At 73.9% G+C, this 19133-nt stretch carries 23 protein-coding genes; 6 read left to right on the top strand and 17 right to left on the bottom strand.

Annotated features, from left to right (window positions below; translation table 11 throughout):
* Positions 1–66 precede the first annotated feature (66 nt).
* Positions 67–1716: a hypothetical protein gene (locus DEI93_RS02540; RefSeq protein ID WP_111119715.1), complete on the top strand. Its 1650-nt coding sequence runs from the start codon at positions 67–69 to the stop codon at positions 1714–1716.
* 51 nt (positions 1717–1767) lie between these two features.
* Positions 1768–2532, top strand: coding sequence for an aminoglycoside 3'-phosphotransferase (locus DEI93_RS02535; RefSeq protein WP_258372230.1), 765 nt, complete (start codon positions 1768–1770; stop codon positions 2530–2532).
* Between the two features lie 119 nt (positions 2533–2651).
* On the opposite strand, the gene DEI93_RS02530 is transcribed toward DEI93_RS02535, so the two are convergent.
* Genes DEI93_RS02530 through DEI93_RS02510 form a run of 5 tightly spaced genes read right to left on the bottom strand, consistent with a single transcriptional unit; the run spans position 2652 to position 5152 of the window.
* Positions 2652–3245 carry a hypothetical protein gene (locus tag DEI93_RS02530; protein WP_111119714.1) on the bottom strand — a complete coding sequence of 198 codons (594 nt, stop codon included), beginning with the start codon at positions 3243–3245 and terminating at the stop codon, positions 2652–2654.
* Positions 3242–3982 carry a hypothetical protein gene (locus DEI93_RS02525; RefSeq protein ID WP_146244398.1) on the bottom strand — a complete coding sequence of 247 codons (741 nt, stop codon included), beginning with the start codon at positions 3980–3982 and terminating at the stop codon, positions 3242–3244. Before DEI93_RS02525 ends, DEI93_RS02530 begins: the two co-directional genes overlap by 4 nt.
* Positions 3979–4422, bottom strand: a complete 444-nt coding sequence (locus DEI93_RS02520) for a hypothetical protein (protein WP_181436028.1) — start codon at positions 4420–4422, stop codon at positions 3979–3981. The genes DEI93_RS02525 and DEI93_RS02520 overlap by 4 nt, the downstream gene beginning before the upstream one ends.
* Complete coding sequence (locus DEI93_RS02515) at positions 4419–4610, bottom strand: DUF2273 domain-containing protein (protein ID WP_111119711.1); 192 nt, start codon at positions 4608–4610, stop codon at positions 4419–4421. The genes DEI93_RS02520 and DEI93_RS02515 overlap by 4 nt, the downstream gene beginning before the upstream one ends.
* Positions 4607–5152 (bottom strand): Asp23/Gls24 family envelope stress response protein, encoded by a 546-nt coding sequence (locus tag DEI93_RS02510; protein ID WP_111009650.1) that lies wholly within the window; start codon positions 5150–5152, stop codon positions 4607–4609. The genes DEI93_RS02515 and DEI93_RS02510 overlap by 4 nt, the downstream gene beginning before the upstream one ends.
* A 162-nt stretch (positions 5153–5314) precedes the next feature.
* On the opposite strand from DEI93_RS02510, the gene DEI93_RS02505 reads away from it, so the two are divergent.
* Positions 5315–6151 carry an exodeoxyribonuclease III gene (locus DEI93_RS02505; protein WP_111119710.1) on the top strand — a complete coding sequence of 279 codons (837 nt, stop codon included), beginning with the start codon at positions 5315–5317 and terminating at the stop codon, positions 6149–6151.
* 64 nt (positions 6152–6215) lie between these two features.
* Here the strand turns inward: DEI93_RS02505 and DEI93_RS02500 are convergent, their stop codons facing one another.
* Positions 6216–7136, bottom strand: a complete 921-nt coding sequence (locus tag DEI93_RS02500) for an AEC family transporter (protein ID WP_111009652.1) — start codon at positions 7134–7136, stop codon at positions 6216–6218.
* Positions 7137–7258: 122 nt separating this feature from the next.
* Between DEI93_RS02500 and DEI93_RS02495 the strand changes: the two genes are divergently transcribed.
* The gene (locus tag DEI93_RS02495) at positions 7259–7858 is read left to right on the top strand and encodes a nitroreductase family protein (protein WP_111119709.1); all 600 of its coding nucleotides are present in this window, start codon (positions 7259–7261) and stop codon (positions 7856–7858) included.
* A gap of 126 nt (positions 7859–7984) precedes the next feature.
* Here the strand turns inward: DEI93_RS02495 and DEI93_RS02490 are convergent, their stop codons facing one another.
* Entirely contained in the window at positions 7985–8515 is a 531-nt protein-coding gene (locus tag DEI93_RS02490; protein WP_111119708.1) for a P-loop nucleotide/nucleoside kinase family protein, read from the bottom strand.
* Between the two features lie 101 nt (positions 8516–8616).
* On the opposite strand from DEI93_RS02490, the gene DEI93_RS02485 reads away from it, so the two are divergent.
* Complete coding sequence (locus DEI93_RS02485) at positions 8617–9387, top strand: HAD-IIB family hydrolase (protein ID WP_111119707.1); 771 nt, start codon at positions 8617–8619, stop codon at positions 9385–9387.
* Positions 9388–9575: 188 nt separating this feature from the next.
* On the opposite strand, the gene DEI93_RS02480 is transcribed toward DEI93_RS02485, so the two are convergent.
* Both DEI93_RS02480 and DEI93_RS02475 read right to left on the bottom strand, forming a co-directional pair.
* Positions 9576–10202, bottom strand: a complete 627-nt coding sequence (locus tag DEI93_RS02480) for a phosphoribosylanthranilate isomerase (protein WP_111009656.1) — start codon at positions 10200–10202, stop codon at positions 9576–9578.
* Positions 10203–10349: 147 nt separating this feature from the next.
* On the bottom strand, positions 10350–11417 hold the full coding sequence (locus DEI93_RS02475; protein WP_111119706.1) for a serine/threonine-protein kinase: 1068 nt from the start codon (positions 11415–11417) through the stop codon (positions 10350–10352).
* Between the two features lie 176 nt (positions 11418–11593).
* Here DEI93_RS02475 and DEI93_RS02470 point away from each other — a divergent pair, with 176 nt between their 5' ends.
* Positions 11594–11794, top strand: a complete 201-nt coding sequence (locus DEI93_RS02470) for a hypervirulence associated TUDOR domain-containing protein (protein WP_111009884.1) — start codon at positions 11594–11596, stop codon at positions 11792–11794.
* A gap of 153 nt (positions 11795–11947) precedes the next feature.
* Here DEI93_RS02470 and DEI93_RS02465 read toward each other — a convergent pair whose 3' ends face one another.
* From DEI93_RS02465 to DEI93_RS02430, 8 genes are all read right to left on the bottom strand, one after another.
* The gene (locus tag DEI93_RS02465; protein ID WP_111012258.1) at positions 11948–12613 is read right to left on the bottom strand and encodes a DedA family protein; all 666 of its coding nucleotides are present in this window, start codon (positions 12611–12613) and stop codon (positions 11948–11950) included.
* A 217-nt stretch (positions 12614–12830) separates the two neighbouring features.
* Positions 12831–13394, bottom strand: coding sequence for a DUF2231 domain-containing protein (locus DEI93_RS02460; RefSeq protein ID WP_111009659.1), 564 nt, complete (start codon positions 13392–13394; stop codon positions 12831–12833).
* A gap of 148 nt (positions 13395–13542) precedes the next feature.
* Positions 13543–14736 carry an ABC transporter permease gene (locus DEI93_RS02455; RefSeq protein ID WP_111119705.1) on the bottom strand — a complete coding sequence of 398 codons (1194 nt, stop codon included), beginning with the start codon at positions 14734–14736 and terminating at the stop codon, positions 13543–13545.
* Positions 14733–15551: an ABC transporter ATP-binding protein gene (locus DEI93_RS02450; protein WP_111119704.1), complete on the bottom strand. Its 819-nt coding sequence runs from the start codon at positions 15549–15551 to the stop codon at positions 14733–14735. The genes DEI93_RS02455 and DEI93_RS02450 overlap by 4 nt, the downstream gene beginning before the upstream one ends.
* On the bottom strand, positions 15548–16687 hold the full coding sequence (locus tag DEI93_RS02445) for a peptidoglycan-binding protein (protein ID WP_111119703.1): 1140 nt from the start codon (positions 16685–16687) through the stop codon (positions 15548–15550). Before DEI93_RS02445 ends, DEI93_RS02450 begins: the two co-directional genes overlap by 4 nt.
* Complete coding sequence (locus DEI93_RS02440) at positions 16684–17244, bottom strand: hypothetical protein (RefSeq protein ID WP_111119702.1); 561 nt, start codon at positions 17242–17244, stop codon at positions 16684–16686. The genes DEI93_RS02445 and DEI93_RS02440 overlap by 4 nt, the downstream gene beginning before the upstream one ends.
* Before the next feature lie 68 nt (positions 17245–17312).
* Entirely contained in the window at positions 17313–17846 is a 534-nt protein-coding gene (locus DEI93_RS02435) for a hypothetical protein (protein ID WP_146244397.1), read from the bottom strand.
* 47 nt (positions 17847–17893) lie between these two features.
* Positions 17894–19102 carry a sensor histidine kinase gene (locus DEI93_RS02430; RefSeq protein ID WP_111012253.1) on the bottom strand — a complete coding sequence of 403 codons (1209 nt, stop codon included), beginning with the start codon at positions 19100–19102 and terminating at the stop codon, positions 17894–17896.
* Positions 19103–19133 lie beyond the last annotated feature (31 nt).

Below are 19133 nucleotides of genomic sequence, written 5' to 3'. Positions count from 1 at the left end.
CAGCCCCCCGACGAGGCCTGTGGACAGCGCTCCTGGCGGGTCAGCGCCTCCCGGTACGCTCCGGACATGGCCCAGGCGACCCGACCCCGCGCGCTCCTGCGTGTGCTCGGGGCCGAGGCCCTCGGTGCCGCGATGGCCCTCGCGCTCGCGCTCGCCGCACTCCGGCACGTGCTCGCCACCGACCGCGTCCGGCTGCTCTGGTACGACGGCGACTCGGTGCTCCTCCCCCTGGTCGAACGCTCGCTCCGGCTGGGGCAGTCGTTCGAGTGGGCGATGTCGCCCACGCTGTTCTTCTTCCCCGAGATCCCGGTGTACCTGGCGTGCGCCGCGTTGACGTCCACGCCGCAACAGGCACTCGCGCTGAACGGCCTGCTCGTGGTCGTGGCGGTGTACGTCCTCGTGCGGGCGGTCGCCGCGCAGGTGATGCCCGAGGCGCCCCGTGCGGTCCGCGTCGCCGTCGCGGTCGGCGCCCTCGGCGTCGTGACGTTGCTCGTCCTCACGGAGTCCTCCGGGACGGCGTCGAGTCTCGAACTCGCGTCGCTCCTCCTGACGACGACGTACTACTACGGCGCGGTGCTCGCGATGCTCGGCACGGCCGCGCTGGCGTTGCGGGTGGTGCGCACGGCCTCCCTGCCGGTGCCGCGCACGTCGTGGGCCGCGTTGGCCGTCACGACGCTCGTGGCGGCGTCCAGCACGGCGTCGGACCCGCTGTACGTGCCGTGGTCCGCGGCGCCCGTGATCGTGACGGTGGGGTTGCTCGCCCTGGCCCGGCGTCTGCCCTGGCGTGTGGTGTCGGGGCTCGGCGTCGCGCTGGCCGGTGGGTCCGCGCTGGGCTACCTGCTCCGGATCCCGCTCGCGCCGTTCGTGTCGCTCGACCCGTCGACGTACATCCACCCGGGTGGCGCGGGCACGACGCTCTCGTACTTCGCGGCGCTGACGGACGAGCGCGCCGGCGCGGGCCTCGGCGAGGTCGAGCTCGTGCTGCTGCTCGTGCTGTTCCTCGCCTCCCTCGGCGGCACGGTGTGGGCCTGGCGCGTCCGGAGCTCCCGGACGGTGCTCGTGGCGTCGGCGCTCGGCATGGTGACCGTCGTCGCCGTCTCCGTCGGCGTCGTGCTCGCGGGCTCGTCCACGCCGCGCTACCTCGAGCCGATCGTCACCGCGCCGCTCATCGGGCTCGTCGCGGTCGCGGAGCTGGCCCGGACGGCGATCCGGCGAACGCGCCTCCACACCGCTGGTCGCGGACTCCGTCTGATCGCCGTGGCCGCCACCGTCGCGCTGCTCGCGGTGGGCGGGGCGGTCGCGCCGTCGACCGTGGAGGCCGTGGTCACCGCCTCCTACGCGCCCGCCTCGTGCCTGGACCGGTGGGTCGGCGGTCGCGGGGTCGTCGGCGTCGGACAGTTCTGGACGGTCCGACCGCTCGCCGCGTACGGGGACGAGGGCGTGCGACTGCTCCAGGTCCGCGACGACTTCACGACCTACCCGTGGCTCGTGGACCTCGCCGCCTACCGCGACGCCCGTCCGACCTACGTCGTCATCGGGTCGCAGGACGTCTGGACCACTCCGGTGCAGGACGCCCTCGGCGATCCCTCCGCGATCGTGCACTGCCCCGGCTACGACATCTACGACTACGCCGGCACGTCGGGCGCCGCGACGTTACGTCACGACGTCGTCTCGACCGCGCAGGAGTTCATCGAGGAGCGCGGGTTCGACGGGTAGACCTCGACCCGTCCGCTGGCGTCGCCCGCCCAGAGCGACGAGGATCGGTCCGTGCTGCCGATCGCCGGACTCCCCCAGGGCCACGTCGACGTCCCCGAGTGCGTCTCGGCCCTGGCCGCCGGACGGACGATCACCGCGGTGTGGCGCAACGACCTCGACGGCCGCACCTTCCGGCTCGGCGAGGGACCCGCGGCCGAGTACGTCAAGTGGGCACCCCACGGTGTGCGACTCGACCTGCTCGGCGAGATCGCGCGGCTCTCGTGGGCGGGGTCGTACACGCCGGTGCCGCGCGTGGTCGACCACGGCGAGGACCCGGACGGCCGCTGGCTCCGGACGGTCGCGCTCCCGGGTCGGAGTGCGGTCGACCCTCGGTTCCAGGCCGATCCCCGGCCCGCGGTGATCGCCGCCGGCCATGGACTCCGCGCCCTGCACGACGCCCTCCCGGTGGCCGACTGTCCGTTCGAGTGGTCGGTCACGCAGCGCATCGCCCGCTCCGGTGCCGACGACGACACGGTGGCGGCGCTCGGTCCCCGTCCGGAGCCGGACCGGATCGTGGTGTGCCACGGGGACCCGTGCACCCCGAACACGATCGTGGGCGAGGACGGGCAGTGGGTCGGCCACGTCGACCTCGACACCCTCGGCATCGCGGATCGGTGGGCGGACATCGCCGTGGCGACCATGGCCCTCGGATGGAACTTCGGCGACGGCTGGGAGTCCCTGTTCCTCGACGCGTACGGCATCGCGCCCGACCCCGAGCGCACCCGGTGGTACCGGGCGCTGTGGAACCTCGGCGACGGGGCGCTGCCGCGCGACTGAGCGGCGCCCAGCGCACGTCGAACCGCGTCCTTCCGTTCGAACACCCACATGCCGCGGTTCGACCGGAAGGACCCGGTGCGACACGACCCCCGGCCGACGCACCCCCGGCCAGCCGCCCCTCAGTGCACCCGAACCGGCTGCCCGGCCGCACCCCCGCGTGCGATGTGCAGCAGGACCGGCAGCCGCATCCCGAGCACGGCGTCGAGGTCACCGACGACGTCCTCGATCCGCGTCGTGAGATCTCGCGGCGCCGAACCCTGCCGGGGCCGGACCCGGATCCGAACGGCACGGGCGCCCCGGACGCGGTAGACGTCCACGGCGAGCGAGTGGACCTCGGGCAGCGCACCGATGGCCGAGGACAGCGCGTGCTGCACCGCGGTGGAGTCGATGGTCACGAGGCCGTCGACGGGGGCGGCGGTGCCCTCGTCCTCGATCACCGTGGCGACCCGACCGCCACCGCGGGTGGCGAGCACCACGAGCGCGAGGACCGCGACGAGCAGGGCCACACCGAGCGCGATGGACCACGCCGTGACCGACGTCGGACGGTCGGCGCCGGACCCGAACCCGGCGAGGGCGCCCGGCGCGATGCGGTGCCACGTCCGTGCGGCACCCGGCACGGTGCCGAGCGCGACCACGGCGAGCCCACCGGCCAGGAGCACCAGGCCGACGAGGACGAGCAGCACGCGGCCGAGGGTGCGGTTGCTCGCGGTCATCCGTCGACCCTCCCCGCCGGTTGCACGCGCACCCGCACGCTGATCGCGGGTGTGGGGTCGATCGTGTCGACCTCGGCGCGCACGGCCTCGGTCACGGCGACGACGGGGACGTCGACGCCGGCGGCGGGCCGGAGCACGACCTCGGCGGTTCGGCGCCCGACGGTGCCGACCGCGCCCTCCGGGCTGAGGCGCGTGACGCTGCGGGCGGCGCGCGCGGTGGCGGAGGCCAGCACCTCGTCGTCGACGACGACGGCGAGCCGCTGTGACGGCATCGTGTGCCGCGCGCGCCGCTTCGGCAGCACACCGAGCAGCACGAGGACGAGCCCGAGGAACGCCACGAGCCCGCCCACCACGTCCAGGACCGGGAGGACCGTCCCGGCCGGAGCGGCGACGGCTGCGTCGACGACGGTGCGCGGTTCGAACCCCGCGAGGCGTTCGTGGAGCAGGACGAGGACCGCGGCGAGCGCCACGGCGGCGGCCACGAGGACGACGCAGACCATGGTGACGGAGACGGCGACGGACCGGGAGACGTGCGTCTCGCGCCGCAGGAGCCGACGGTGCACGCGGTCGTGCTCGGCGGGGTCGTCGGCGGACCGGTCGCGGGGGTCGCCGAATCCGGGCGGGGCGGCGAGACCGTGCGGCGATCCGCGGCCGTGGGAGGCGCGGGGACCGTCGGGACCGTGGGGACCGTCGGGACCGTCGGGCGAGCCGGCGCGGTCGCCGGTCTCCATGCTCATCGGACCCGCCCCGGGACCTCGACGATCGACGACGTGAACACCACGGACACACGGGACACGTGGCGCCCGGTCACGGTGTGCACCCGTTCGGCGATGACGCCGCGGGCACGGTGCGTGCGGGCGAGGACCGGCTCGTCGGGCACCCGGTGCGAGCCGAGCTGTGGCAGCGCGAGCGGTCCGCGGACCTCGATCGCCAGGGCACCGCGGCCGTCGTCGGCGACGCGCGCGCGGACCTCGCGGACGGGCACGTGCAGGGCCTCGGCGGCCGCGGCCTGCGCGGTGTGGACGAGAGCGGGCGCGGCGATGCGGTCCCAGCCGGGGACGGGCCTCCCGGCCGACCCGACCGAGGCTGCCGACGCGACCGACCCGGCCGACGCGACCGACCCGACGGACCCGGCAGACCCGACCGACCCCACCGGCCCGTTCGGCTCACTCGTCACGACGAACTCCGGCGTCCACGCAGGACGTCGGCGAGCCGGCGGACGTCGATCTCGCCGCTGACGAGCCGTCCGACCAGAGCACCGACGGCCATGAACACCGCGACGACGACGAACGCCCAGAACCCGAGCGTCACGGCCACGATCGCGAGGACCGCGCCGGCGCCCATGCCGACCACCGTGGCGTTCACTGGACCCGCGCCTCGGTCGGTTCGCCGTTCAGTGCGGGGATGTTGACGTCGTTGATCGCGACGTTGACCTCGGTGACCTCCAGGCCGACGAGCGTGGTCAGGGCGGCGGTGACGGCCGAGCGGACGTCCTGTGCGACCTCCATCATCGGCATCGGGTACTCGACCACGATGGTGAGGTCCACCGCGACCTGGGTCTCGCCGACCTCGACGCGGACGCCCTGCCCGAGGTCGCTCGAGCCGATGGCGTCGCGGATGGCCCCGAACGCGCGGGCGGTGTTGCCGCCGAGGGCGAAGACGCCGGGGACCTCGCGCGCCGCGATCCCGGCCACCTTCGCGACGACCGCGTCGTCGATGACGGTCCGGCCGTGCGTCGTGATCTCGGTGGTCGTGGTGGGGTCCGCGACGACCGCGCTCGAACCGTCGACGCGCGAGGACCCGCCCGCCGTCGTGCGCGCTGTCGTCACCCGCGTCGTGCTCGCGCCGGTCGTGCCCGCGCGGCCGGGGGTCGCCGCTCCGCCCGCGCCGTTCGTGGTGGTTGCCATGTCCGCTCCCGTCGTCGATGTCGTGATGGAGGTCCTGCGACCGTGCGCCGCGGGCGCCGGGTCTGCCGTCCAACCAACACCCTGCCGTGCGGGGCCGACCGCCCCGGTCGGGAGACCCCCAGGGACCGCCGGGCGTCGGGGGCGGCCGGTAGGTTCGTCACCATGCGTGTCGCCTCGTGGAACGTCAACTCGATCCGATCCCGCGCCTCCCGTGTGGTCGACTGGCTCGTGCGTGAGGACGTCGACGTGCTCGGCATGCAGGAGATCAAGTGCAAGCCCGAGCAGTTCCCGGTCGACCTGTTCGAGGCCGCGGGCTACACCGTCGAGGCCCACGGCCTGAACCAGTGGAACGGCGTCGCGTTCGCCAGCCGACTGCCGATGGAGGACGTGACGCGCGACTTCCCGACGCAGCCCGGGTTCCTCAAGGGGCACGAGGGCGACGACGTCCCCGTGGAGGCCCGCGCGATGGGTGTGACGGTCGACGGCGTGCGGCTGTGGAGCCTGTACGTGCCGAACGGCCGCGCGGTCGGCGACCCCCACTACACGTACAAGCTCGACTGGCTCGCGCGGCTGGCGGCCCGCACCGAGGAGTGGATCGCCGCCGCTCCGGACCAGCCGCTCGCGCTCATGGGCGACTGGAACGTCGCCCCCTTCGACGAGGACGTCTGGGACCGCGCGCTGTTCGAGGGCCACACGCACGTGTCCGAGCCGGAGCGGGCCGCGTTCCGCGCGTTCGAGGGCATCGGGCTGACCGACGTCGTCCGCCCGCTCGTGCCCGCCGGGTACACCTACTGGGACTACAAGCAGCTGCGGTTCCCGCGGAACGAGGGCATGCGCATCGACTTCGTCATGGGGTCCCCCGCATTCGCCGAGGTCGTCACGGCAGCCGCCATCCACCGCAACGAGCGCAAGGGCGACGCCCCGAGCGACCACGTGCCGGTGAGCGTCGACCTCGACCTCGACACGAGTCTCGACGACGACCGCCCGATGATCTTCTGACGCGGCATCCGCCGGACGGGAGGGCCGGGGCGGCCGGTCCCGCGCCTCCCGGCCGGCGGTGGCGTCAGTGCAGCAGCGCCGCCACGACGACGAGGACGGGCACCGCGCCGATCGTCGACACGAGCACGACGTCCCGCGCGACGGGCACGGCCGCGTCGTACCGCTGCGCGTAGTTGAAGACGTTCTGCGCGGTCGGCAGCCCGGCGAGCACCGTCAGGACGAACAGGTGCTCGTGCGACACGTGGAACACGAAGCGCGCGATGACGTAGGCGAGCACCGGCATCACGAACAGCTTGAGCGCGCTCGCCACGACCACGTCCACCCGGGTGTCCGGGTCACGGAAGGGCGCGTTGCCGTGCAGGCTCATCCCGAACGACAGCAGGACGACGGGTACCGCGGCCGCGCCGACGAGCGAGAACGGCTCCATCACCGGGTCGGGGATCCGCACGCCGGTCAGCGACACGACCAGGCCGAGGAGGGACGCGATGATGAGCGGGTTGCTCACCGGTCCGAGGATCCGCCGCCGCAGGCCCCCGCCCGAGGACGTCGCCGTGTCGAGGATCGTCAGCGCGATCGGCGCGAGCACGACGAGCTGCAGCAGGATGACCGGCACCACGTACGCCGGATGGCCGAGCACGTAGACGGCGACGGGCAGGCCGATGTTGTTCGAGTTGACGTACCCGGCGGCGAGCGCCCCGACCGTGGTCTGGGCGAGGTCGCGGCGCAGCACGAACCGGAACACGGCGGCGGTCCCGAGCGCGACGACGAGCGCGGTCACGAGCGACACCACGAGCATCTCGGACAGCAGCACGTGGATGTCCGCCGTCGCGATCGTGTGGAACAGCAGGCACGGGGTCAGGACGAAGAACACGAGCCGGCTCATGACGAACTGCGCGTGCGGGCCGAGGACCCCGAGCCGTCCGACGAGGTACCCCGTGGCGATCACGACGCCGATGATCGCGAACCCGATCAGCACTCCGCTCACGGGTCCATCCTGGCATCGAGCTCGTCGACGGAGGGACGGCCGTCTGATCCGACATCGGTCGCCGGTCGGAGTCGACGACACCCGTGGGAATACGTTCGCATGGAACACCGTTGGGAGGCACCATGACCGCGACGTCCGACACCACCACGCTGACCCGTTCCACCGACTCCAGCCGCCCGCTCGTGCCGCTGCTCGAGGAGCGCTGGAGCCCCCGCTCGTTCGACGAGACGGCGACGATCGACGACGACACCGTGACCACGCTGCTCGAGGCCGCGCGCTGGGCCCCGTCCGCGTCGAACACCCAGCCCCGCCGGTTCGTGGTGGGCCGCCGCGGCACCCCGACCTTCGACGTGATCATGGAGCACCTCATGGGCTTCAACCAGGCGTGGGCGCACCGTGCGAGCGCCCTCGTCGTCGCGATCGCCGAGACCGCTGACGAGGACGGTCAGCCCCGCCGCTGGGCGGAGTACGACCTGGGTCAGGCGATCGCCGCGCTCTCCGTCCAGGCGCACGCCGAGGGGTTGCACGTGCACCAGCTCGGCGGTATCGACGTCGACGGCCTCCGCACCGCGTTCGCGTTGCCCGAGCGCTTCGTGCCCGTCACGGTGACCGCGATCGGGACGGTCGCCGACCCGTCGCAGCTCGACGAGCAGGCCGCCGCCCGCGAGCTCGCGCCCCGCACGCGCCTGCCCCTCGACGAGCTGGTGCTCGCGCGCGACTGACCCCGGGGCCCCTGTTCCGCCGAGATCGCAGAAGATGCCGCTTCGACCCCTGTCAGAGCGGCATCTTCTGCGATCTCGGCGAGGGGGTGGGCGGGACGCGCCCCGGCAAGGGCGGGCAGCGCCCCGTCAGGGGCGCGGCGGCCGCACGGCCCTGAGCGCCGCGGCCACCAGGGCCTCGACCGGCTCCGCCGCGTCGAGCACCGTGCGCTCCGCCGCCCAGCGCTCCGCCGCCCATCCGTCGAGGGCGTCCGCACGCGGCGCCAGGGTGTCCCAACCCGGCTCCGGGAGGCGCGTGAAGCGCTGACCCCGGCCCTCCAGACGGGCGCGGTGCCGGTCCGGGTCCGCGAGCCGGAGCTCGAACCAGTGCGTCTCGGCGCCCGACCGTTCGGCGAGCCCGATCCACTGCTCGCGAGCGCGCGGGTCGTCGTTCACGGCGTCGACGACGACCGATCGTCCCACGGCGAGCTGCGCCTCCGCGACGCGTTCCACCACACCGTAGGCGGCGACACCCGTGGTGGACCCGGCAGGCAGCCCGGCCGCGAGCAGTGCGTCCTCGACGAGGTCGACGGCGAGCACGACCGCGTCGACCCGGGGCGCGAGCGCCGCGGCGAACGTCGACTTGCCGACACCGGGCAGCCCCGCCAGGACGATGAGCACGCGCTCACCCTACCGACGCTCGGGAGACCCCTGGCCAGCGCGGCCGGCCTCGTCCCCGCGGACCCTCCTGCCGCCCCGGCGCCTCTGCCAGGATGGTCGCCATGCCCGTACCCCGTCTCGTCGCCTTCGACCTCGACGACACCCTCGCCCCGTCGAAGTCCCCGCTCGACCCCCGCATGCTCGACACCTTCGCCCGCCTGCTCGACGCCGTGCCCGTCGCCGTCATCTCCGGCGGCCAGTTCGCCCAGTTCGACCAGCAGCTCGTCGCTCCGCTCCGGGCCCGTGACGGCCTCCGCCTCGACGACCTGCACCTCATGCCGACCTGCGGTACCCGCTACTACCGCTGGCTCGACGCCGACTGGCACCTGGAGTACGCCGAGGACCTGACCGAGGACGAGCGTACCCGAGCGATCGCCGCCGTCGAGGATCAGGCGAAGCAGGCCGGCCTGTGGGAGACCGAGACCTGGGGGCCGATCATCGAGGACCGCGGCTCGCAGATCACGTTCTCGGCGCTGGGACAGGCCGCTCCGGTCGACGCGAAGAAGGTGTGGGACCCCGACGGCAGCAAGAAGGACCACCTCAAGCGGCTCGTGCAGGCGCAGCTCCCCGACCTCGAGGTCCGCTCGGGCGGCTCCACGTCGATCGACATCACCCGCAAGGGCATCGACAAGGCGTACGGGATGACGAAACTCGCGCAGATCACGGGCATCGCGCTCGACGACATGCTGTTCGTCGGCGACCGCCTCGACCCGGAGGGCAACGACTACCCCGTCAAGGCGCTCGGCGTCCCCTGCCACGCGGTCACGGGCTGGCCGGACACCGCCGACTACCTCGACGAGCTCATCCCCCGCTTCCGCGCGCCCGTCGTCTGACGCCGCCTCGCGCATGCGCTGGCCGGGAGGCCCGGCCCGGCCCCGTCCCTCCTGTCCGGCCGCGCAGGTGCGCGCGTGGACGACGAGTGCGCCTGCAGACGACGGCGCAGTTGTCGTCGGCGCGCGCCCGGTCGTCGTCGGCGCGCGCCCGCGACACCGCGGCCCGCCCCTCGCCTCCGCGCGGCAGGTCAGGCGATGCTGCGGACGGCCTCGACGAACGCCCGGATGCGCGCTGGGTCCTTGACGCCGCGCGAGGACTCGACGCCGCTCGACACGTCCACGCCGTCCGGGTCCAACAGCTGCACGGCGGCGCGGACGTTCGCCGGCGTGAGTCCACCCGCGAGGATCCAGGCCTCGTCGACGCGTCCGGCGATCGTGCTCGGGTCGACGAGCTTGCCGGCCCCGGGTTCCGCTGCGTCGAGCAGGAGCAGGTCGTGGTCGTACGCGGCGCGCTGCTCGGGCGTCTCGCGGAGGTAGTCCTGGGCCGCCACCGCCCGGATCGTGAAGAACCCGGCGTCGCGTGCGCGCGCGAAGTCCGAGGGGGTCTCGTCGCCGTGGAGCTGGAGCGTCGTGAGCCCCACCGCCGAGGCGACCCCGACGATCTCGTCGATCTCCTGGTCGCGGAACACCCCGACCGCGTCGATGCCCTCCGGCACCCGCTCGACGAGTTCCTTCGCCTGGTCGGCCGTGACCGTGCGGGGGCTCCCCGCCGCGAACACGAAGCCGAGCGCATCGGCTCCGGCGTCGATCGCGGCGTCCACCGTCTCGGGGGTCGACAGTCCGCAGATCTTGATCCAGAGGGCGTCGGTGGTCATGCTCCGATCCTGCCCGACCGCACCTGCGCTGTCACGGCCGCGGGTCCGTCGGCGTCGCCCCGGGCGTTTCCCGTGACCCTCGGTGCTCGACCCGTGCCGACCTCACAGCGCGAGGGTGCACGACGCGTCGTGCACCCTCGGCATCGTCTAGTGCGCGGCGGCGCCGAGCAGGTACGACCCGAAACAGGCCGCGACGACGCCGATGCCGGCCAGGCTGCCGACGATCGTGTTCCGGCGGCGCCACCGCCGCACCGCGTCGAACGTGCCCCGGCGCGTGTGCCGGTGTGCGGCGCGGTGTAGCCGGTGCTCGGCACGGTGCGACGAACGGGAGGACCGGGTCCGGCCGAGCGGGACCGGTCCCGTGACGCGGGACGCGCCTCCACGCAGGACGCGGGCGACGGTGACGGCGCTCGGCCGCTCCTCGGGTTCACGCGACGTCATCGCCACGAGGAGGTCACGCCACTCGCTGCCGACCGTCTCGGGGATCTCGGGGTCGTGCTGCAACCGGGCGAGGGCGGCCTCGATGACCGTGCCCGAGTACTCCTGCTTGCCGGTGAGGGCCTCGAGGAGCACCAGGCCGAGGGAGTACACGTCGGTCGCGAAGGTGATGGACTCGCCCGCGACCTGCTCGGGGCTGAGGTACGCGGCGGTACCGATGATCGTGCCGTCGCCGGTCAGGCGGGAGCCGTCGACGAAGTGGGCGACGCCGAAGTCGGTGAGCTTGACGGTGCGGGCGAACCCGGCGGACCCCTCGTCGTTGATGAGGATGTTCGCCGGCTTGACGTCCCGGTGGACGATGCCGCGAGCGTGCACGTACGCCAGGGCGTCGGCGAGCTGCGCCCCGAGCGAGGCGACCTCGTAGTTGTGCAGGGGTCCGTCGGCGAGGCGACGCAGGAGCGTCGGGTCGGAGATGAGCTCCATGACGATGAACCGGTGGGGCCCGTCGACGAGTTCGTGGGTCCCGGCGTCGTACAGCGGGATGAGTCCGGGGTGGCTCAACATGCTCAGCAGCCGGATCTCGCGCTCCTGGCGGACCCGGTCCGCGTGCGTCATCGACTGGGGCGTCGCGAACAGCTTGATGGCGACGTCGCGGTAGGTGTGCTCGTCACGGGCGCGGTACACGGTCCCCATGCCGCCGGTGCCGATCACCTCCGTCAGCCGGTATCGCCCGGCGAGGACGGTGTCGGCCGTCACCGTGCTGGAGACCAGACTCATTCGGGTTCGTCGATCCTCTCGGGGCGCCGGGGGTGCGCAGCGCGCCGCTGGGTAGGCGACGCACTGTCCACGCTACGCGTGCACCTTCGGCGCGCATGCCGTGTTATCCACTTGTGACCGGTGGATGTACCGCGAGCGCTGCACGTCCTCGCAGGTCGCCGGGTACGGTCCAGCGCATGGCGATCCACGAGGGCGACGAGGTGCACTGGAACACCTCGCAGGGCGAGACGACCGGCACCGCGCGCGAGAAGAAGACGAAGGACTTCACGTTCGACGGGCAGGACTTCAAGCCCACCGACGACGACCCGTACTGGATCGTCGAGTCGGCCAAGTCCGGCAAGAAGGCCGCGCACAAGGAGTCGGCGCTCCGGTCCTGAGGGCAGTTCCCCGGCCGTACCGGCGATCCCGGCGGCACCTGCGCGCGTCGACGACAACTGCGCGTGCTGGCGCGAGCGCAGTTGTCGTCCGCGCGCGCACGACCCGCGCACGACGAGCGCGCACGACGAGCCGCGCAGTCGGGCTCGAGGGGCTCAGCCCCGCTGGCGGCGCTCCCGCCCCCGACGCCGGACGCGCCGCACGACGAACACGGCGACGACGGCCACGAGCGCGGCGTACACACCGCGGTCGATCCACGCGGACCAGCCCTCGAGCAGCTCCCACCGCGAGCCGAGCGCCGCACCCGCGAGGACGAGCGCCGTGTTCCACACGACGCTGCCGAGCACGGTGCACACCGAGAACGTCACGAGGTGCATCCGCCCGGCGCCGGCCGGTAGCGAGACGAGGCTCCGCACGCCGGGCACGAGCCGCCCGAGGAACACCGCCGCCGCTCCGTGCCGGTCGAACCAGTGCGCGGCGCGACGCAGGTCGTCCTCGTCGACGAGCGGCAACCGCGCGGCCCACCCGATCGAGCGCTCGAGTCCAACCCGGGCCCCGAGCGCGTAGAGGGCGAGCGCCCCGAGCCACGAGCCGATGGTCGCCGCGACGAGGACGAGCGCCAGGTCCATCGCTCCCGCGCCGGCGAGGAACCCGGCGAGGGGCAGGATGACCTCGCTCGGGATCGGCGGGAACACGGTCTCCGCGAACAGCAGGAGTCCGACGCCCCACTCACCCAGGCGGTCGACCACCTCGAGCACGAACCCCGTGAGGCCGCCGACCCCGCTCGGACCGTCGGTGCGGGCGGTGGCGGTCATCGTCATGCCCGCACGGTACCGACGGCGCCTGGGCACGCGGTGCCGTGTGGCCGGACACCCCCTCGGAGTGGGAACGGGAGGCGGCGCCCAGTCGGACGCCCGCCTCCCGCCGATGCCACCCCGGCATCTCCACCCCGGCGCCACCCCTGACGCCGGAGACCCCCGGACACTACCGCGTCCGGCCGTGTGCGACCAGTCCCGCCGGTGGCACCCGGCGTCGGTCTCAGGCGCCCACGGGAGGACGCTCGAACGGCACCTCGCCGTGGTCGCTCACGCCTGCGCGCTGGCGGTAGGACAGGTGCCCACCGAGGTAGCCGCCGCCGGACACGACCACGAGTCCGAGCATGCCGAGGACCTTGCCGCGCAGGTGGTTCCCGCGCTTCCGCTGCCACCACGACAGCCCGTAGAGCGTCATCGCGGTGCCGTTCACCACGGCGTGCACGTACCCCGTGCGCTGCTGCTCGCGGTCGAGCTCCGACCAGTCGGTGAGCCCGGCCGTGGTCGCGACGCCGGCCGACACCACGCCGACGCCGACGAGCGTTCGGGACGACCGGTGCGTCCCCGGCAGCAGGTCGAGCAGGGCCGAGGACAGCCACGCGCCGAGGGGTACCTGGACCATGAGCGGATGCAGCGGGTGCCCGAACGGCACCCCGTGCAGCAGCTGCTTCAGGGCGTCGGGCTGGACGAGGGCCTTGACGGCCTTCACGTCGACGTCGATGAGCTTGTCGAGCACGCTCGCGTGCTCGATCGCGCTGGTCAGACTCTGCAGTGCACGGATCTCCCGCATGACGCTCCCTCGGATCGGCTGCCCCAGACCGTAGTCGGCGGACGGCAGGCCCGCTCGGGTCGGTCCCGGACCTCCCGGCCGGTACGCAGGAAGCCGGGAACGGGAGGCGCGGCGACCGTCCGGTGCCGCGCCTCCCGTCCGTCCCGGGTCATGCGGCCGCGAGCGCCGACGTCGGCGGGATCCGTGCCGCCCGCGCGGCTGGGTAGATGCCCGAGACGCCACCGATGAGGACGGTCGCCCCGACCCCGCCCAGGACGGCCCACGCCGGGATCGCGACCGGCCACCCCTGGGCGAGCGCGAACCCGACCGTCACGGCGACCCCGATCGTGACGCCGGCCACGCCGCCGAGGAGCGACAGGAGCAGCGACTCGACGAGGAACTGGTCGCGGATGTCCCGTCGGCGTGCCCCGAGCGACCGGCGGACCCCGACCTCCGCGCGGCGCTCGAGCACCGTGATGACCATGGTGTTCGCCACGCCGATGCCGCCGACGAGCAGCGCGACACCGCCGATACCGACGAGCAGGCCGGTGAACGAGTCCTGCGACGCGTTCTTCGCGGCGAGCGCGTCGGAGGGCCGGGTCACGGCGACGTCCTTCGGGTGGAGGGGACTGATCGACCGGGGCAACCGTTCGCGGGCCTCGGCGACCGCGTCCGGGTCCACCCGCGTGAGGATCTGCGTCGGATGCCCGTCGAACCCCATCCCTGCGGCCGTGGAGCGCGGGATGAACACCTGCGTGTCGAGCTGCGGCGCGAGGGCGAGTGGCTCGAGGATCCCGACGACCGCCAGCCGATGTCCGTCCGTCCAGATCGCGGTGTCGTCCGTGACCCGGTCGATCCCCAGGCGCTTCGCCGCTTCCGCGCCCAGGACCGCCTGCTCCGGCGCGGATGCGTCGTCCGCGCCGACGAGCCAGTGCCCCGCGGCGAACCGACCGGCGAGCACGCGCGGGACGTCGCCGAACGCGGCCACGAGGCCGATGCCCTTCGACTCGAGCGCGGGGACCCGAGCGCTCCGGTAGACCCGTCCGTCCTCGACGCGTCCGACACCGGCGGCGTCGAGGACGTCGGACTGTCGGACGGCCGTCGACACCCCGTCGACGGGGAGCGGTTCCGACTCGCCGAAGCCGGTGGCCTGCTGTGCCGCGAGCACGTTCGTCCCGAGCGCGTCGAGCAGGGCGTCGAGCTTCGCCTTGCTCGAGCTCGAGATGCCGACCACCGCGACCATCGCGGCGATGCCGATCGCGATGCCGAGCGCCGAGAGGACGACCCGGGTGGGACGCGTCCGCAGCCCGAACAGTCCGAGCCGCACCAGGTCGCCGGCGTGGACGTGGCCGGTCGCGGTCATGCCTGCGCCTCCGTCCCCGTGCCCGCTGCCCGGATCGCGTCGGCGAGCGTCGTGGCGTCGATGCGCCCACCGCGTCCGTCGTGCCCGTCGCCTCCGCCGTGGGTCTCGTCGGCGATCCGGCCGTCGCGCATGCGCACCTGCCGCGGCAACGAGGCCGCGAGCTCGAGGTCGTGGGTGATCACGAGCACCGTGGTGCCCCCCGCGTTGAGCTCACGGAGCAGGTCGAGCACCGCTGCGCCCGACGCGGTGTCGAGCGCGCCCGTCGGCTCGTCGGCGAGGAGCACGGTGGGGTCGCCCACGATGGCCCGGGCGATCGCGACGCGCTGCTTCTCGCCGCCGGAGAGTTCGTGCGGACGGTGGTCGAGCCGGTGCCCGAGCCCGACCCTGCGGAGCGCGTCCGCGGCCCGTTCGGTGCGCTCGCGGCGGCCGGTGCCCGTGTAGAGCAGGCCGTCGGCGACGTTCTCGACGGCGGTGGCGCCCTGCGCCAGGTGGAAGTGCTGGAACACGAACCCGATGTGGTCCGCGCGGAGCCGCGACACCGCGTCGTCGGACATCGTGCCGACGTCGTGCCCGGCGATGACGACCCGGCCCTCGGTCGGCAGGTCGAGGGTGCCGATGATGTTGAGCATCGTCGACTTGCCGGAGCCACTCGGCCCGACGACCGCGACGAGTTCGCCCGCCGACACCCGCAGGTCGATCCCGCGCAGGGCCTCGACCTCGCCGTACCGCTTCGTGACGCCCTCGAGGACCAGGACGCGGCCCTCCGGGTCGTCGGGTGCCGTCGTCCTCCGGGGGACGGTCGCGACCGCGGTCATGACGGCACCACCACCCGGTCGCCCTCGTGGACCCCGCCGCTGACCTCGACGCGCCCGTCGGCCGCGAACCCGACCTCGACCGGTACCCGCTCGGTCTCGCCCGACGCCCGGACACGATCCACGGCGTACCCGTCGCCGCGCGCGGCCAGCAGTGCCCCGACCGGGACCGAGAGCACCCCCTTCCGCGTCTCGCCCTCCACCTGGACGTCCACGCCAGCCGCCTCGGCCACGCCCGACGGGACCGCGGCACGGAGGTCGATCTCGACGACCAGGCCGCCGTCGTCCGACGACGGGTCCGCGCCCACCGAGCGCACCGTGCCGTCGACGTGCTCGGTCGATCCGGAGAAGCCGACCGAGACGGTGGACCCGACCGGGAACGAGCCGGCCGCGAGTTCGTCGATCGGGACCGTCACGGTGCGGGTGGTGCTCGTGTACCCGTAGAGCGGTCCACTCGCCGGGGAACCGACCGTGGCCTTCGGCTCGGCGACGCGGACGTCCCCGTCCACGAAGGCGATGTCGTCCGCCGTGAGCCGTCCGGTCACCGCGAACCCGCGGTCCCGCTGCCACTGACGCACCGCCGCGGCCGTCCGAGTGCCGAACCGGTCGTCCTGCGCGACGTCGTACCCGAGGGCAGCGAGGTTCCGGTTGAGCTGCGCCACGTCGGTGCCGCGCAGGCCCCGTTCGAGCGGACGCCACAGTGGCACCGCACCGTGCATCGCCCGGACCGGCCGTTCGTCGCGCCAGTACAGCGCCTCGTCCCGGTGCACGACCTGTCCGTAGTCGGGCAGGCCGGTCAGGGTGCCGCTCCCGGACCCGAGCAGGTCCTTCGGCGTCCCGTGGCCGAGCGTGCCCGCGAACGTGCGGCGTTCCGTGAGGTCACCCCGGACGACGGGTGCCGTGGGGCGTCCGTCCGCGGTGTGCTTCGGGGCTCCGCCCCCGGAGGACGGGGTCGCGCTCGCGGACGCGGCCTTGCCGGGCGCGGCGACCGCGCGATCGTCCTCGGGCACGACGGTCGTCACCGCGACCGTCGCGCTCGCGACCACCACCACGACCGCGGCGCCGACGGTGACCGCCGTCCCACGGCGGACCCGCGTGGGCCGCGTGGGTCGTCGCGCCGGCCGTACGCGGCGGCTCACTTCGCGATCTCCGCGCCGTGGACCTGCTTCCAGCACGTCTCCTCGGCCGCGAGGAACGCGCTCGAGGGCGGGTCACCGGGGTCGTAGTCCACCTGGCCGTGCACGGGGTCGGGGTAATCGGTGATGCCGTGCTCGCGCATGCACCGGGACACCTCGGGATCGGCGTCCACCGCCTCCGCGGGCTCGGCACCACCGGCGCGTTCCTCCGTGCACGACACGAGTGCACGCTGGTAGGCGTCGGGGTCGACGCCTTCCGGTACCGCTGCACGTTCGCCCCCCTGCGTCGGGTCGCTGTCCTCCATGGGGATCCCCCGGTCCCGCATGCACGCCGAGAACGCGTTCGCGTCCGCGCTCGGTGCCGACGAGCGGGTGCGGCCCGCCTCGTCCCGCCCGCTCTCAGCCGCGCAGCCGGTCGCGCCGGTCACGCTGAGCAGGGCGAGGACGACGGCGAGCGTCACCCGGACCCCGTGGGTCGGTACCGACCCGCCGAGTCCGGAGCGCCGTCCGTCATCGCGGAGCGACCTCGTGGTCGTGGTCGTGGTCATGGTCATGGTCATGGTGGTCCTCCTGTGCGTCGTGGTCGCCGCCTCCCGGCGACCGGGTTCGGTGGACGGCGTCTCCCGGGTCATCCGGTCGTCCCCCAGTCGGCGAGGTACCGATCGCTGCACTCCTCGTCGGCCTGCGTGACGGTCGGTGAGTCGCGCAGCGGTTCCTCGGCGTACTTGCCGTAGTCGAGCCCCGATTCCGGCTCCGGCTCCGGGAAGTCGTCGAGGCCGTGCTCCCGCATGCACGCCGAGAAGTCGCGGAGCTCCTGGTCCCAGATGGCCTTCTGCTCGTCGGACGCCCTGGGCGCGTCGTCCCCCCGGCAGCTCGCGGACGCGCGCTGGAACGCGTCACCGTCCACCCCAGACGGAGCACGGACGACTCCGGAGGACCACTCCGCCTCGGACGGGTCCTCGATGTCGAACCCCGCGTCCCGCATGCAGGAGCCCCACGCGGCGGCGCCGACGGAGCTGGAGCCCCCGCGCGAGGACGAGGATCCGGGCGCGTCGGAGCACCCGGACAGGACGGCGCTCACCGCGAGCGCCATCGTGGAGGACAGGAGGAGCGCCGCACGGGGCCTCCTCCGCGGCCGGTCGGTGTCACTGGTTCGTTCCATGCGGACAGTCCAGCGGGCGGGCCGTTTCGCGGGCGTCCGGTCGACGGTCACACGGGCGAAACACCGTGGACGCGGACCACCAGGCCGCCCGCCGACCGGGGCGTGATCGCCAGGCGCCACCCGTGCGCCCGCACGACGGCGTCGACGACCGACAACCCGATGCCGCTGTGTCGACGGCCCGGGTGTTGCTGCTCCGCGCGCGTGAACGGCTCGGTCAGGGTGCGGGCGGTCTCCGGTGACACGAGTGGCCCGCTGTTCTCGACGACGAGCCCGTCGTGGGTCACCTCGATGCGCACGAACCCGTCCGGTCGGTTGTACTCGAGCGCGTTGTCGACGAGGTTCTCGACGAGGTGCCGGACGAGCACCGGATCGCCCGCCACCCGGAGGCCGTCGCCCGGCTGGACGTGGAGGTCCAGGCCCGCGGACCGCGCACGAGTCCGGGACGCGTCCGCGGCGCCCTCGACGACGTCCGCGAGGTCGACCTCCTGGGCCCGGCCGGTGACACCCCGTTCCGCCTCCGCCAGGTCGAGCAGGCCCTCGACCAACTGTTCGTTCCGCCGGTTCGCGTCGAGGAGCTCCTGGCGGACGGCGCGGATCGTGTCGGGGTCGGCGTCGTCCTCGAGCCCGATCTGGATCGCGGCCCGTTGCAGGGCGAGCGGCGTCCGCAGCTCGTGGGAGGCCTGGGCGACGAAGCGGCGTTGCCCCTCGAACGCCTGCTCGAGCCGTCCGAACAACGCGTCGATCGTGTCCGCGAGCCGTCGGACCTCGTCGTCGGGGCCGCCGAGGTCGATGCGTTCGTGCAGGGTCGTCGCCGAGATCCGCTCCGCGGTCGCGCGGATCACACCGATCGGACGGAGCACGGCCCGGGCGACCAGCCAGCCGGCACCGGCGGCGACCAGGCCGGCCGTCCCGATGCCGACCGCCGACCACAACCACTGCTGCGACGCCACCAGCTGCCCGACACGGGCGACGCCGGCGACGGACCCGCTCGGGCCGGTGTGGCCCTCCGGAGGGGGCGCACCCGGCAGCGCCGCGCGCGCCGACGCGGTCGCCTCGGGGACGGTCCACACCGGGCTCGCGCTCGTGCCGCACCCCGCGACGTCGGCGCGGGGACACGCTCCGCCGTCGTCGAGTTCGAGCACCGTCACGATCCCGCGCTGCGTCATGAGGTTCACGAACACCAGGACCGCCGCGGCGAGCACCATCGACAGGCCGCCGAACGCCACCGCGGTGCGCGTGTGGATGCTCCACCGCATCCGCGGTCCTCGACCCGGGCGCGACCCGTCG

It is taken from the genome of Curtobacterium sp. MCBD17_035, from assembly GCF_003234815.2.
Classification (GTDB): domain Bacteria; phylum Actinomycetota; class Actinomycetes; order Actinomycetales; family Microbacteriaceae; genus Curtobacterium.
Note: the sequence above shows the minus strand (reverse complement) of the source record. Positions and strands in the feature narration are given on the sequence as shown.